Raw genomic sequence first — 14,963 nt, 5'->3', positions numbered from 1 at the left:
GGAGGTGGGCCGGTGACGTTCGTCGCGCTGCACGCCGACCGCGGCCGGGTGGACGCCACGCTCGATGACCTCGGGTGCGGATGGGTGTGGTCGGAGATCCACCGACGGCGGCCGCGTGTGCGTCTGTGCTGCCAACAGTGCGACCACCCCGTGCACGCCAAGGTGTCTTCGGGCGGCCTGCGGTTCTTCGCGCACGACCCGGAGCGCCGCCCGGACTGCCCGGCGGCGCGCGAGACGATGGAGCACCATCTGCTGAAGCTGGAGTTGGCCACCGCGGTGCGGTCGACCGGATGGCGTGCCGAGTTGGAGGCGACCCGGCCGGGCGCGCAGTGGCGCGCCGACGTGCTGGCGGTCTCGCCCGACGGCTGTCGCACGATGGCGTGGGAGGTCCAACTCAGCTCGATTACCGCTGAGGAGATCGCCGAGCGCAGCGGCCGGCTCGACGGCGCTGGGGTGCCGGTCTGCTGGGTGGGGGTGAAGCCCCGTCGGTGGGCGGAGGAGGTGCCGTCCGTCGTCGTGCGGCCACCCGCCGAGCGCGGCCAGGCGTGGAGGGTGACACACGGGCTGTTCCGATTCGATGGCGCGTGGTTGCCCGCCGAGGTGGACCTGGCACCGTTCGTCGGCTGGGTTCTGTTCGAACAAGTCATCTACTACGACGATGTGCTGCGCCGGGTGTGGACTGCTCCGCGCTACGCGCGACGGGCCGCCGAGACCCAGGCGGACCGAGTCGCGCAGTGGCGAGCCGACCAGCAGCGTGCTCGGGAGCTCACGGCGTGGATCGAAGGTGCGAAGCAGCGCATCGTCGCAGCCGAACGCGAGGCGGCGGAACCCGGCGCGGTAGCAGACCGTGGTCCAATAACTCCCGAGCGGGCCTTCACCATCAGGATCAACCGATGAGGCGTCCCTGTGGCCGTTGAGGTTAGGTGACCGCCGAGGCACTCTGATTCGGATAACAGCCTATTATCTCGTACATGACCTCCTGCGCGGCCATCATGACCAGCGGCGCCGCATCCGACCGCGGTGCGCGACTCGCGCATGTTATCCGGTACATCACTGCGGGCCGGTCGTGAGCGTCGACAAGTCGGTCGTCACGCTCTGGACGTCGGTGGACCGGTTCCTGTCCTCGGCCAGGTGCCGCAACCCGTCGACCCGCCGCACTTACAGCGACGCTCTTGACCGGATTGCCGGCCACGTCGGCGGCGACCGGCCGCTCGCTCAGATCACCGACGACGAGGTCGGTGCCGCGCTCATGACCCTGTGGGGTCAGGCAGCCCCGTCGACGTGGAACCAGCGCCGCGCCGCGACCGGCTCCTTTCTCGCCTGGTGCACCAAGAACGGGTATCCGGCACCGGTGCTGCCGGCCGGCATCGAACGCCAACCCGAGCGGCGCGACGAGACCCGCGCGATTGACCGTGCCGCGATTGAGCGGCTGCTGACGCGCCGGGACGTGCCGCTGCGGGAGAAGACGCTGTGGCGGATGCTCTACGAGACCGCCGCCCGTGCCGGCGAGATCCTCGCCTTGAGCATCGAGGACCTGGAGCTGGACGCCCGTCGCGCCCGGGTCACCTCCAAGGGCGGCGCCACCGAGTACGTGTACTGGACGTCCGGCACCGCGCACCTGCTGCCCCGGCTCATCCGAGGCCGCGACCGCGGCCCGGTGTTCCTGTCCGAGCGTCGCCCCGGCCCGGCCCGCCGCCCACCGGCCAAGGACCTGTGCCCGCACACCGGCCGTGCCCGCCTCGGCTACGACCGCGCCCGGATCCTGCTCGACCAGCACACCCGCACCGACACCAGCCCCGGTTGGGACCTGCACCAGCTGCGGCACTCCGCAGCCACCCACCTCGGCGAAGCCAACGCGGGCCTTCAACTGATCATGGCGAAGGGGCGGTGGCGCAACCCGCGCACCGCGATGCGCTACGTGCGCCCTGGTGGTGAGGCCGTCGCCGAGGTGACCGAGCTGCTCGACGTCGCTCCGCCGCGCCGCGGCTGACACAAGCCTCATTGCTGGTTCGCGCCGGCACTGCCGCGTCTCAACGCTTTCTGCGTTGCTCCTTCACGTTTCGTGTCGGCAGCGGAGAGTGGTGGGGCGGCGGGCCCGCCCTACTGGCAGAGACCGCGTGGCGGAGCCGCAGCCGTGCTTCTGCGCGGGGTGGTGAGCGTCTCCGGGGGCTGAGGAAGGGTCGGTGCGGCGATCGGCGCTAACGATGATCCTCCTCGAACCTTGACGTAGGCCAGCACAGCACGCTGAGCACTCTTCGCGGTTATCTATTGACGCAACGTAACGTAGATAAATCGAATTGTCTCGATCTATTGGCGGGAGGCTCGCTATGGTCGCAGGCCTCAGCAGGCGAACGATGCTTCTCGCCGCGGCGACCGCCGCGTCGGTGCCGATCCTGGCGGCCGATATTCCTCATTCCCCGGCCACGCGAGTCCTGCCGCCGGACGCTGCGGCCCGACTGGTAGCGCACCGTTGGACGAGGCTGCTGGGTGAGTTGACCGGACTTGCCGGATCCAGCCCGCCCGGTGGCGCGCGCATCTACGCCTATGCCACCCTCGCCGAGTACGAAGTGTGGCGCCGGATCGCGGCAGGTGGGGACGCCGCACGAGGCTCGGACGGCATCGCCGCCAAGCTGAACGACGCTCCTCCGCTGCCGGCCGCGCCTGCGGGTCTCGACCTGGCCGCCGCAGTGGCGGCGACCTACGCGCGGATGACCAAAGGGCTGCTGCCCGGCACGCATCCGGAGGAACGGATCCAACTTCTGCTGAACCGCGACCTCAACGAGCGGCTCCGCGCCGGCGTCGCCCAGGGCGCCATCACTCGCTCGGTCAACTACGCCGCGGACGTCAGTGACGCGATCCTCCGGTGGGCGCGGACCGACGGACGAGCGGAGGCGTTCAGTCGGCGGCACAGCGCCGCGGCTGAGCTCGGCGCTTGGGTGCCGACCCCGCCGCTGTTCAGCCCGCCCACGGACCCGTACGCGGGAACCGTCCGTACCTTCGCTCTCGCCTCCGTCGACGAGGTTGGCCTCGCCCCGCCACCACCGTTCTCGATCCATCCCACCAGCGCGTTGTACCAGGAGGGGGTGCCCGTAGTCCTGGCGGAAAAATCAACGGATATCGCTGACCAGGGCAAACGTGTTGGGACGTGGCAGGAGGTGGGCGGATCCCTGAAGGGCCCAGACCAGGGGTTCGCCAGGTGTCTGTAGCCCTGTGACCTGCGGTTCTAGTAATCGCGGAAAAACCAACGGATTTGGCTGACCTGTGACAACGCGGGTCGATGATCGTCGCAGTGATGGTTTCCACTACGTTCACGGCGGTTTTGTCCGGTGGCGTAGGGAGTGTGCGATGGCGACGCGGTTGTTCCCCGATGATCAGATGGAGCGGCTGAAGTCGTACCCGGACATCGGCACGGACGAGTTGATCCGGTTCTTCACGCTCACCGCGGCGGACGCGGCGTTCGTCAGCCCGGGCCGTGGACGCGGTCCGACCGACCGGCTCGGCCTCGCAGTGCAGCTGTGCACGTTGCCGTGGCTCGGGTTCGTGCCGGATGAGGTGCGGTACGCGCCGCCGGCGGTGGTGGCCCGGCTCGCGGGCCGGCTCGGCGTCGACCCGCAGGCCCTGGAGCGTTACGGCGAGCGTCCGCAGACGCGCACGGATCATCTACGCCTGGTCTGTGACTACCTGCGATGGAAGTCCGCGCCGACCGGCGGCATCGAGTTGAAGGAGCTGGAGGAGTTCCTGCTGGGGCGGGCGTTGGAGCATGACTCGCCGACGACGCTGTTCAACCTTGCCTGTGAGTATCTGATTGCGAACCGGACGGTGCGGCCCGGGGTGGTCCGCCTGCTGGAGATGGTGGCCACGGCCAGGACGACGGCCAGGACGGTGACTCATGATCTGCTCGCGCCGTTGCTGACCGGGCAGATGACCGCCGATCTGGACCTGTTGCCAAGGGTGGACGCCGGGTTGGGGATGACCCGGCTGGCGTGGCTGACCAAACCGGCGGTGGACGCTACGGCCACCTCGATCAAGACATCGATCGAGAAGCTGACCTGGGTGCGGGCCATGGACGGGCACCTGATCGACCTGTCGATGCTGGCCGCCGAGCGGCGCCGGTTCCTGGCCACGATCGGCCGCCGCTCGACCGGGCAGGCCCTGGAACGGCGTGACGACGAGCGCCGGTACCCGATCCTGCTGACCCTGGTCGCGCAGTCCGCGGTCGATCTGCTCGACGAGGTGGTGGGTTTGTTCGACCAGGCGGTCTCCGCGCGGGAGGCGCGGGCGAAGGGCCGTACCGAGAAGGCCCTGGCGGAGCGGGGTAAGAGCGGCGAGTCCCGGCAGGCGCTGCTGGACATGATCCTGCCGGTGCTGGCCGACCCGGGCATCCCCGACGAGCAGGTCGGTGGGCTGCTGCGCGGGCAGATCGGGATGGGCCGGATCCGGGAGGCCGCGGCGATGGGCTGGCCAGCGTTGCCGCGCGACAACGGCCAGCTGGCGGAGATGAACGCCTCCTACAACTACCTGCGGCAGTTCGTGCCGCAGGTGCTTGCCGCGATCGACTTTCGCGGCGGGCCCGGTGCTGACGAGCTGATGCAGGCCCTCGCCATGCTGGCCGAACTGTCGCGGACCGGTACCCGCAAGGTCCCGGCGGGGGTGCCCGACGGGTTCGTCCCGGCCCGCTTCCGCGACTACTTGACCCGCGCGCAGCGGCAGAACGATGACGTGTCCTACCGGCATTACTGGGAGCTGTGTGTGCTGCTCGGGGTGCGTGACGGGCTGCGCTCCGGTGACGTGTTCGTGCCCGGCAGCCGCCGATATGCCGATCCCAGTTCGTACCTGTTCACCGAACCGGTGTGGGCGACGCGGCGCGACGAGTTCTGCGCGCTGGTCGGCAAGCCCGCCGACGGTCGGGTCGGACTGGAGCAGGGCCTTGAGGAGCTGCACACCACGCTGGGTGACCTGGAGCGGGTCTTGGCGGATACGGGCCCGGACGAGGTGGGGTCGGTGCGCCTGGATGAGCAGGGCAACCTGGTCATCCCTCCGTTGTCGGCCGAGGACGTGCCGGCCGAGGCCACCACGATCAAGGAGGAACTGGCCGGGATGCTGCCGTTCGCGCCGATCGCGTCGCTGCTGATCGAGCTGGACCACCGCACCGGATTCCTGTCATGCTTCACCCACGCTGGCGGCCGTAAGCAGGCCATGTCGGGTGACCTCAAACGCAACATCCTCGCGGTGCTGATCGCGAACGCCACCAACCTCGGGCTGGTGAAGATGGCCGAGGCGTGCGGCGTGCCCTACGACGTTCTCGCCTGGACGCAGGAGTGGTACGTGCGGGAGGAGACCCTGCGGGAGGCGAACACGGTGATCGTCAACCATCACCACGGCCTGGCGTTCGCCAAGGTGTTCGGCGGGGGCACGATGTCGTCGTCGGACGGGCAGCGGTTCCCGACCCGGGGGAAGTCGCTGACTGCGCGGGCGATGAACACGTTCTTCGCCGACGAGGGCCTGTCGACCTACACCCACGTCTCAGATCAGCACTCCACGTACGGCACGAAGGTGATCGTGCCGACCACCCGCGAGGCCCACTACGTCCTGGACGACTTCCTCGGTAACGCCACCGATCTGCCGATCGCCGAGCACGCCACGGACACCCACGGCGTCACGTTGATCAACTTCGCGTTGTTCGACCTGGTCGGCAAGGCGCTGACCCCGCGGATCCGGGACCTGGGCAAAGTCACCCTGTGCCGCGACGACACCCCGACGGTGGTCAATGCCTGCTATCCGCACGCCGGGCCGCTGTTGACCGACCGCCTCGATCAGGACTTGATCGTGGACATGTGGCCGGATCTGCTGCGGATGGCGGGGTCGTTGAAGTTCGGGCAGGCTACCGCGTCGCTGATCGTCGGGAAGTGGTCGGCGGCTTCCCGGCAGAACACCCTGGCCATCGCGCTCAAGGAGTGGGGGACGCTGCGGCGCACCATCCATTCGGCGAAGTACCTGTCGGATCCGGTCTACCGGCGCAAGATCGGCCGGCAGCTCAACAAGGGCGAGTCGCTGCACGCGCTGCGCCGCGACCTGCACTACGCCAACCAGGGCAGCATCCGCCGCCGGCACCTGGAGCAGCAGACCGAACAGGCGTGGTGCCTGACCGTGCTGACCAACGCCGTGATCACCTGGACCACCGAGTACTACGCCATGGCCGTCGATCGGCTGCGCGCCGCCGGGCGTGACATCCCGGACGAGCTGCTGGCGCACATCTCGCCGGCGCACAGCGAGAACATCAACTTCTTCGGCACCATCACCGTCGACATTGAGGCGGAGTTGGCCAAACTCGACGAGCGCGGCGTGCGCCCGCTGCGGGGGTTCGGCCCCGGCGGCCAGTAGCCGAGCGTCTGACCCGCCTGCCAGGTGCCTGCCGATGGGGTGTTGATCAAGCCGATGATGACCGAGTGGCGGGCCCGCGCAGGGCGGCCTGGACATCCGTAAGCCTGGGCACGAACTGCGAGAACTCGTCGACGCGATCCTGCACGTCAACCGCACAGGCACCGCCTGGGAATAGCTGCCCACGACTTCCCTCAGTACAAGACCCGTCCACTTGCTGGAGCCGCCGCCGGCGCCACCGAGAAGATCCATGACCCTGCTGCCATCGACAGGCGTCAGACCAGCAAAGAATCATGAACGGCGGTCATTGACAGCGGCCTACTCGCATCAGCAGTATCGAGTAGGTGCGGGACGGGTTCCGTACACAAATTCACATTCGAAACCCTGGGGAGGTGAATCGATGAGTAAAGGATTCCGAAAGAGCGTAATCGCGGGCGTTCTGACGACATGCGCTCTGTCGACCACGATGATCATGGGTCCGGCGCCCGCTCTCGCGGTTGGCGGCGACTGCACCGCGAAAAAGGAGACGAGCGGGTTGAACAACCGAGGCGGCGCGCTCTGCTCGTCGTTGCAGGCCGATTCGAGGGCTCGGCCCAAGCTCGTCCGGGACCTGGGGCCGGACTACACCGGTGCTTACTTCACGGCGCTCAACGTGTGGCGGTACACCGACTGGTACACCTGCTACTCCGGATGCGAAGGGGCGTATGAGATCACGCACGTCTGATTCATGGCAGGATCGCGTGGTGGGCCAGCACTTCCGGCCCATCACACGAGTCCGCTAGGGAGTGCCATGCTCGTGCTTGAGCAGGTGACCGTCAAATATCCGGATGTCACGCCGCTCGATGGCCTCGACCTCACCTTGGCACCCGGTACAACCGCGATTATGGGTCCGAGCGGCAGTGGCAAGAGCACGCTGTTGCGCCTCATCGCTGGAATACAAGCGCCCACATCCGGCGAGGTCCGCATCGACGGCACCGCCGTGGTCACGGCGTCGTGGCGTTCAGCGGGCGATGCCCGAGTGTCCTTTATCCACCAGGACTACCGGTTGGTGCCGTTTCTGACGGTCGAGCAGAACATGTTGCTGGCAGCTGAGCTGAGGGGTGTCAGCCGCTCGCGGGCGGACGTCGGCTCGATGCTCGGCCGCGTAGCGCTGCCCATGCCGATGCGAGAGCGCCTGCCGGCAAAGTTGTCAGGGGGGCAGCAACAGCGGGTGGCGATCGCCCGTGCCCTGATGGCGGGAACCTCGGTCATCCTCGCGGACGAGCCGACCGGGGCGTTGGACGTGGACAACACCGAGCGGATCACGGACATCCTCGTCGATCTTGGACACCGGGAACGACTGGTAGTCGTGGTCGCGACCCACGACCCGGATGTGGCGCGGCGACTGGACCGTCGCTTCGAGCTGTCCCGGGGCAAGCTGGTGCAGTTGGCATGAGCTCTCGCGTCGGTGGCACGGCGCTGACCGTGGCCTTCGTGCGCCACCGGATGGCGCAGGTGGCTGTGCTCACGCTGCTGGGCTTCATGCTGGGCGGCACCGTTATCGGCCTGGCCGTGGCGCGCAGCAGCGCCGAGCAGGCGATCCAGGACTCGGTTCGCGCCGACATCGGGGGAAACCGCTACGCGCTCCAGACCGGTGATTCCGCTGCGAGCAAAGCCATCGCGACCGTACCGGACGCCATGCCAGTGCAAGATCAGACGGGTGACGTGCTCGCAGGTGACCTCTCCGCACCCGTACTGGTCCGCGCCTACACCAAGCCGTCGTTGCAGCTGGGAATCGTCATCCGGGGCACCCGACCCCGGGATGCGGGCGAGCTCCTACTGTCGGAGTCGACCGCGCAGGCCCTGGGGATCGCGATCGGCGACACCGTTCGGGTGCGAACCGGGGACGGCCAGCGGCCGGGCCGGGTCGTGGGCCTGTCAGTGGATCCGGCCAACCGGACGACGAGCACCTTGGTGCAGCTCGTGGCGGAGTCGGCGCAGTTCCGGCCCACCATCTGGCTCAGTGACACTGACTTCTACACCGTGGCGGCGCTGCGGCCTGTCCTCGATCAGCGCACGGCGACCTACCAGTCCGTCGACACCGTTCTCGAGGCATCCGCGCAGAACCGCCCCCAGTTCCTCAGCGCCATGCGGTTCGTCCCGGCCGGCTGTGGCCTGCTGATGGGCATCCTGCTCGTCGCGGCGGGTGTGGTGCTGTCCCGTCGGTGGCGGCTCGACGCCGACGCGCTGATCGCAGCGGGGATGCCGCCCGCCCTGGCATGGCGCAGGATGCTGTCAGTCGTCTGCGCGACGGTGCTGGCCGGCGAGGTCCTCGGCGGCTGCGCCGCGTCCACGGTCCTGCTTCTCTCGCGCGACCCAGTGTCCGCGTGGGTGGGGCAGCAATGGGTGGGGATCGCGATCCCGTGGCAGGAGCCCGTGGCCCTTCTGGGTCTTACCATTCTGTTCGCGCTGTCGGCCGTGCCGTTGACCCGCCTCGCCGCACGCTGGGCGGAACGCCGCATCCCGCGGCCCTCGCAGGGTCGCTGGGCGACCCTGGCGGGAGCACTGGCCGTGGGTCTCGGCCTTGCCGCGTTGGTGCTCCTGACCCGGCTGTCTCTGGGGCCGCACGGAAGCCACGCGGCCGCGCTCGTGCCGTTGGCGGCCGCTGTCGTCGCGTTCGCACTGCCGTCAGTCGTCGCACCGATCCTCTGCTGGGGACTGCCCACGGCTACCAGGACGCTCATGCGGCACCTGCTTGCGGGTTTGCGGCCGGTTGCGGCCACCGGCGCGGTCGTCATGGTGCTCAGCGGGTACTGGTCGGCGCAGAACACCTACGACGCCAACGTCGGCGAAGCCCTGTCGAGCCCGCTCGAACCGGCTGGTTCCTTCGTCGTGAGCGAGATGCCGGACAACTCGATTGAGGCGTTGGCGGCGTTCTACCGATCGCACGGTGGGCGGCAGGTTGTGCGGTATGCGATCCCCGACGAGTCGAAGGCTCAGCTGCGGGTGACGGCGCCGAAGGTCCTTACGTGCATGTCCAGCCAGCGCACTCTCAATCCCACCGAGGTGACCGACTGCTTTCCCCGGGAGTCGGCGGCGCCGCTCAACCGGGTCATGCTCGGAGAACCGGGGTCGGCGCCACGAGCCGATCCGCACTTGCTGGACAACGGCAAGGTCGGGCTGCTGCTGTTCGCCAGCGGGGACGGGACGGCAACTTCGCTCGCCGACACCCGGGCGGAAGCCGACTCGCAGCTTGGCGGCAACCTGCCCGGCCTGGTGGTCGCTCCGGACAGCGCCGTGGCTAAGAAGTTCGGGCTCACCGCGAACGGGACCAGCGAGGTGCTTCTTCCGGACTTCGCCCGATTGTCGCCACGCGACCAGTTCCTCGTCCGAGCGGCGGCCATTCGTCTCGCCCCGAGCGCGCAGTTGGCCAGCGGAACCGACCCGACGGCCTACGACCGGCTGCGCTCCGTCGCCAACACCGCCAGCTTCCTCGGCGCGACCACAGCAGCGTTGATCCTGCTGCTGGGCGGCGTCGCGTTGGTCGTCGCGCACACGTTGACCAGGCGCACGCTCGTCGACATTGGCGCGGTACCCGGCCGAAGGTGGGGGATCGTCGCTCGGTGGACAGCCGTCCCCTTGACGACGGCGGCGCTGGCCATCCCGCTGGCCATATTCACGGCATCTGGCGGGGGCCAGCGCACGGAAGCGTCATACGGAAGCCTGTGGTTTCTGCCGGGCCTCCTCGGTGCAGCCGCCTCCCTGATCGTCGGGGCGGCGTTCCTGCGACCACCCCCGACGGCCGACGAGTAGACGCAAGGTACAGCGCTGGTGGCACGACCGATCAGGGGAACTCGATCCCGGACCGCCGCCCACACTGGCAGCCAGGTCATCGCATATGGCTCGCGCGATGATCGCCTATTGGAAGAAGATCGCCTTGTGCCCACCGCGACATGTCTCGACCGTGTCGCAGTAACGTTCGTTCGCTTTACACCCGGGCTCCGGTGATGTTCGCCCAGGTCGCATCTGTAACGGAACCCGTGTCCGCGCCTTCGTAACGCGCTCGGGGGTTCGCGATACAGTCACAGGCATGCGGATCGGCTACGGACGGGTCTCCACCCGCGACCAGAACCCCAACGCCCAGCACGACGCACTCACCGCGGCCGGCTGCGAGCAGATCTTTGTCGACAAGGCGTCCGGCAAACTCGCCCGCCGCCCCGAACTCGACAAGGCGCTCCTGGTCGCGCACCGGCCCGGGGATCAGCTCGTGGTCACCAAACTCGACCGGCTCGGCCGCTCCCTGGAACACCTCATCGAACTTTCCGCCCAGCTGCAGCAGCGCGGCGTCGACCTGGTCGTGCTCGACCAGAAGATCGACACGTCAACCGCAATGGGCCGGATGTTCTTCCAGATCCTCGGCTCCATCGCCGAGTTCGAACACGCCCTCATGTCCGAACGCACCCTCGACGGCCTGGCCGCCGCCCGCGCTCGCGGCCGCACCGGCGGCCAGAAACCCAAGCTCACCCCGCGCCAGGCGAAGATCGCGCGGGAGATGTACGAGGAGACCGGACCCGACGGACGCCGACTGCACACCGTGGAGGAGATCGCCGCTGAGTTCGGCGTCACCCGCCCCACCATCTACCGGCACCTGTCCAAGCTGCCCACCGAGGCCGGCTGAACAGAACGGACACCCACCCCACAGTCCTGCGAGCATCGCGGCTGCTTTCCGTCCACTCGTCCAGCGACTTTGGGGCTGGTGACACCTACCCAAGCAGCACAAGTCAGCGACGCCTCGCGCGAACCGAAGCCGGATCACCCAGATCAACTTTTTGGCCCCTCCTCGCAAGATCGTTACTGACCACCTGTTTGCCCTGGTCAGCGATATCCGTTGATTTTTCCGCTAGGACTACGGGCACCCCAGGAGGCGCAGCGGGTCTGCGACGCCGGCAAGACACTCACCGACGAGCAGCGGGACACCGTGTTCTTCTGGGCCGACGCTACGACCACGCAAACCGGGTTCGATGCCCCCGGCGGCACTCCGGGACCTGCCGGCCATTGGCTGTACAACGCGTGCTCCATCGAGCTACAGCACGGGATCGACCCGCTGCGCGGTTGCAGGATTCGCGCCAGCCTCGCGGTCGCGATGCATGACGCGTTCACCGCCTGCTGGCACTTCAAGTTCCGGCACAACCTGATCCGCCCCGAGACGTACATCAACCAGCACATCGACCCCGACTGGCGGCCGATGCTCATGACGCCGAGCTTCCCCGAGTACCCGTCAGGCCACTCAGTCGTCTCGCACAGTGCCGCACAGCTGCTGGGCGCCGCGATCGGCAACCGACCGTTCACCGACGAGACGTTGACCCATCTTGGCATTCCCGGAACCCGGTTCGCCTCGGCGCCCCAGGCTGCCGAGAACGCTTCGGCTTCCCGCCTGTTCGGCGGCTTGCATTTCCCGATCGGCATCACAAGCGGTGCCCGACTCGGTCAGGAGATCGGCGCGCTGGTGGCGCGTCGACTCAACGTGAAGTAGGTAGCGGCAACGAGAGAGGCCCAGATGATGAAACTTCCGCCGCTTCGACGAATCTTCGTGGTGCTGCTGGCGACCGCGGGGCTGCTTGCCGCCTCCGCACCGGCAAGCGCAAGGCCCGACCCGGGCGGCCTCACCGTCATGGACGGAGGATGCGGCGCCTGGCTCGACAACCCGCACTACTCGGGCGGCGCCGGGGGTGTCATCGTCAAGACTCGATACTCCTGCGACCTCGGCTTCACCATGACCGTCACCGGCGCCCTGAGTTACCTGTACTACTGCGGCGGCACCCAGCCAACCGGCAGTCTGGAATCCGGCTGGACCAACAGCCAGGGCTGCCAGCCGGTGCGCAGCTCCAACTACTCCAGCTTCGCCGTCGGTTCCAATCAGACCGTGACCAGGTACACCCCCGATGTCGGCGAGTCCGGCTCTCCGTACAAGGGCTGGTACATCGCATGCACCCGGTACTACCGCACGGGCGTCACGGGCTCGATCCGCGTCTGGAGTCCGCCAGCGTACGTCAATTGGTAACGTGGTCCCATGGACCCGGCGCCTGAGCAACAGGACAACTGGGTGCCGGACCTGCGTACCCTGCGGTGGGCCGCCGCGCAGGTCGATGCCGAAGGACTCGCCGCAGCGATCGCGCACGACGTCCCGCTACGGACCGGCATCCCAGCCGGCCTGACGCAAGAACTCTGGCGCGCGGCGGCCGACGCGGCGTACGAGGCTACCTGGTGGCCGATCCTGCAAGCCGCGCAACGCCTTCGGGACGACCCCGGCCAAACGACCGAGAGTTGAGCGTATTCACTGACCGATTGGGGTGGGCGTCATCGCTGTTCCTCCGTCGGTGCCTCGCTCGTAGTCGATGCGTTGGTCGAGGTCGAGCTGGAACGTGCCGTGCAGGGCCACGTTGGACCAGAACAGCGGGGTCAGGCCGCGCAGATCGTGCTCGGTGAGCCGGGCCGCCCAGTCCGGTTCGGCCAGGACGCGGTCGACCATGCGGGTGTTGACCAGCACGAGCGCGGACTGGAGCAGGTGCAGGGCGAGCATGGAGATCTCCTGGGCCTCGCGGTCGGCGCCGGGCAGCTCGGCCTCGCGGCCGTAGTGGATGGCCACGTTCGCCGAGTTCCACTGTTCGACGACCTGGAGCCCTTCGTGGATTTCGCGGCGCAGCGCGGGGTCGGCGAGGTAGTCGGCGATGAATGCTGTACGGACAGCGCGGCCGAGTTCCTCGATCGCGGCGAGGGTGGGGTGTTTCGGGCCGCGGGTGTTGAACCGGCGCAGGATCTGCTCGGCCTCGGCGGTGCCGAGCTGCAACGCTCGCGCGTACTTGATCATCTGGTCGTATTCGCGGGTGATCAGGTCCCAGTTGATCGCCCGAGTCAGCACCGGCTCCAACCCGGGGTAGCTGGCGCCGTCGTGTGGCCGGTAGAGCCTCGCCGAACCGATGTTCTTGAGCCGGGGCAGCAGCCGGTAGCCGAGCAGGTGGGTGAACGCGAACCCGACCACGGACGCGCCGTGGGTGTCGGTGTAGTTCGCGGTGATCTGCGAGTCGACGTCGGCGGCGTGCCGGATCAGGCCCTCCATCATCGCCGCGACCTCGGATGACGAGCAGGTCTTGAGCTGGGAGTACACGCACACGCTCTTGCGTTCGACGTGCCAGTAGATCATCACGCCGGGGCCGCCGTAGCGGGCGTGCCACTCGGTCATCAAGTTCGACTCCCACGACCCGAACTTCTTCGAGTCGGACGCGCACGCGGTGCCGGCACCCCACCAGCGCGGGTCACGCTCGCGCAGCGTCGCCCCGACCACCGCGGCGATGGCCCGCCGCAGGCCGTCGCGGGTGACGAACAGGTGCCGGGTGCGGCGTAGCTGCGCCTCGGTGACGCCGTGGTCGCCGGAGTGCACGATCCGCTTCACGCCGATGTTCGTGCCCAACGCGAACAGCACCAACAACAGCCGCTTACGCAGCTCGCCCGGGGCCAGGTGCTCGCGGGTGGCGATCGACGTGAACTCGGTGTGCAGATCGGTCAGCCAGTCGGCTTCCTTGAGCAGGTCGAGCAGGCTCACCACACCCCACCGGCGGGTCACCTCCGCCTTGACCGCGTCCAGGTTCGCCGGGACCGGCTGGGCCGGCTGCTTCGACACCGAGATCCACACCTGCCCCTTGCGAGTGCCGACCGACGTTCCGGCCGTACCGGCGCGCATCGCGTCCGCCCACCGGGCCAGCGACGTGTCCACCCGCGACCGCAGCGCGGTGACGAACTCGGTCGGGTCGGTCGGCTGGGCGATCGCGGTGTAGTGCACATCGCGGTGCAGGTCGAAATCGACCGGCAGGTCCGTCTCCGGATTACGCCAGGCACGGGCGCCCTCCACCCAGATCTCCCGCCGGCGGACCGCGTCCCGCAGCGCCTGCAACGCGCACAGCTCGTACGGAATCCGCTCGACCCGACCGCGGTCATCGACGACCGCGGGCCGCCAGTCGGCCTTGACCACCCCGTCCAGCGGCACCCGGTCGGCCCGGTCGTAGTGGGTGAGCCGGCCGTCGCGGTCCTTGTAGCGGTGCAGCACCTCCAGGGCGTCCATCACCGGCCGGTACGCCGTGTTGTTGCACCGGAACGTCAACGCGTCCAGCAGCTTCGGCAGCATCGTGCGGTAGTGGTGCGAGTACGAGCTGGCCAGCACCGTACGCACCCGCTGGCGTCGCCGCGACTCGGTCGCCTTCGCCTCGGCCACCAGATCCTTGAGGGTCTGCTCACCGACCGCCGGGTACACCACGTCGCGGACGATCCCGTCCGGGTGGGCCACCGACACCCCGGCCAGCCGGTACAGCACGTTGTCCTTGTCCGCGACCCGGCGGAACTCGGCGATCTGCTCCCGCTCGACCCGCCGCTCCGCCCGCGTGTTGATCACCCGCACCAGGTCGATGAACAACTCGACCAACGAATCGGTGACCTCGGTCTGCCGGCACCAGCACAACACCGCTACAGATCTTGAATGGCCAGGTTCGTCCGATGTGGTCTGTGTGATGGCCTTGGGCTGGGGTAGATCGATGGGATGAGGTATCCCGATGGAG

Annotated in this window: 12 protein-coding genes; 11 read left to right on the top strand and 1 reads right to left on the bottom strand. The window is 68.3% G+C overall.

Going from position 1 to position 14,963, the window contains the following annotated elements:
• The first annotated feature begins 12 nt into the window (after positions 1-12).
• The 11 genes from V6U77_RS21015 to V6U77_RS20965 all read left to right on the top strand — a co-directional run bounded on the left by V6U77_RS21015 (position 13) and on the right by V6U77_RS20965 (position 12,685).
• On the top strand, positions 13-897 hold the full coding sequence (locus tag V6U77_RS21015; RefSeq protein ID WP_334608140.1) for a competence protein CoiA: 885 nt from the start codon (positions 13-15) through the stop codon (positions 895-897).
• A 169-nt stretch (positions 898-1,066) separates the two neighbouring features.
• Complete coding sequence (locus V6U77_RS21010) at positions 1,067-1,990, top strand: tyrosine-type recombinase/integrase (protein WP_334608139.1); 924 nt, start codon at positions 1,067-1,069, stop codon at positions 1,988-1,990.
• A gap of 364 nt (positions 1,991-2,354) precedes the next feature.
• Positions 2,355-3,206, top strand: coding sequence for a hypothetical protein (locus tag V6U77_RS21005; RefSeq protein ID WP_334608138.1), 852 nt, complete (start codon positions 2,355-2,357; stop codon positions 3,204-3,206).
• A 139-nt stretch (positions 3,207-3,345) separates the two neighbouring features.
• On the top strand, positions 3,346-6,381 hold the full coding sequence (locus tag V6U77_RS21000) for a Tn3 family transposase (protein WP_334608137.1): 3,036 nt from the start codon (positions 3,346-3,348) through the stop codon (positions 6,379-6,381).
• Between the two features lie 397 nt (positions 6,382-6,778).
• On the top strand, positions 6,779-7,102 hold the full coding sequence (locus V6U77_RS20995) for a hypothetical protein (RefSeq protein ID WP_157747145.1): 324 nt from the start codon (positions 6,779-6,781) through the stop codon (positions 7,100-7,102).
• Between the two features lie 66 nt (positions 7,103-7,168).
• Entirely contained in the window at positions 7,169-7,813 is a 645-nt protein-coding gene (locus tag V6U77_RS20990) for an ABC transporter ATP-binding protein (protein ID WP_157747146.1), read from the top strand.
• Positions 7,810-10,170, top strand: coding sequence for a hypothetical protein (locus V6U77_RS20985; protein ID WP_089000343.1), 2,361 nt, complete (start codon positions 7,810-7,812; stop codon positions 10,168-10,170). The genes V6U77_RS20990 and V6U77_RS20985 overlap by 4 nt, the downstream gene beginning before the upstream one ends.
• 277 nt (positions 10,171-10,447) lie before the next feature.
• Positions 10,448-11,035 (top strand): recombinase family protein, encoded by a 588-nt coding sequence (locus V6U77_RS20980; protein WP_089000344.1) that lies wholly within the window; start codon positions 10,448-10,450, stop codon positions 11,033-11,035.
• 210 nt (positions 11,036-11,245) lie between these two features.
• Positions 11,246-11,890: a vanadium-dependent haloperoxidase gene (locus V6U77_RS20975; protein WP_334608130.1), complete on the top strand. Its 645-nt coding sequence runs from the start codon at positions 11,246-11,248 to the stop codon at positions 11,888-11,890.
• Positions 11,891-11,914: 24 nt separating this feature from the next.
• Positions 11,915-12,418 carry a hypothetical protein gene (locus V6U77_RS20970; protein ID WP_334608128.1) on the top strand — a complete coding sequence of 168 codons (504 nt, stop codon included), beginning with the start codon at positions 11,915-11,917 and terminating at the stop codon, positions 12,416-12,418.
• Positions 12,419-12,427: 9 nt separating this feature from the next.
• On the top strand, positions 12,428-12,685 hold the full coding sequence (locus V6U77_RS20965; RefSeq protein ID WP_334608126.1) for a hypothetical protein: 258 nt from the start codon (positions 12,428-12,430) through the stop codon (positions 12,683-12,685).
• A 6-nt stretch (positions 12,686-12,691) separates the two neighbouring features.
• Here the strand turns inward: V6U77_RS20965 and V6U77_RS20960 are convergent, their stop codons facing one another.
• Positions 12,692-14,869: a Tn3 family transposase gene (locus V6U77_RS20960; protein ID WP_334608124.1), complete on the bottom strand. Its 2,178-nt coding sequence runs from the start codon at positions 14,867-14,869 to the stop codon at positions 12,692-12,694.
• Positions 14,870-14,963 lie beyond the last annotated feature (94 nt).

This window comes from Micromonospora sp. CPCC 205546, from assembly GCF_036902715.1.
GTDB lineage: Bacteria > Actinomycetota > Actinomycetes > Mycobacteriales > Micromonosporaceae > Micromonospora.
This window is presented reverse-complemented; position numbering and strand designations above follow the sequence as displayed.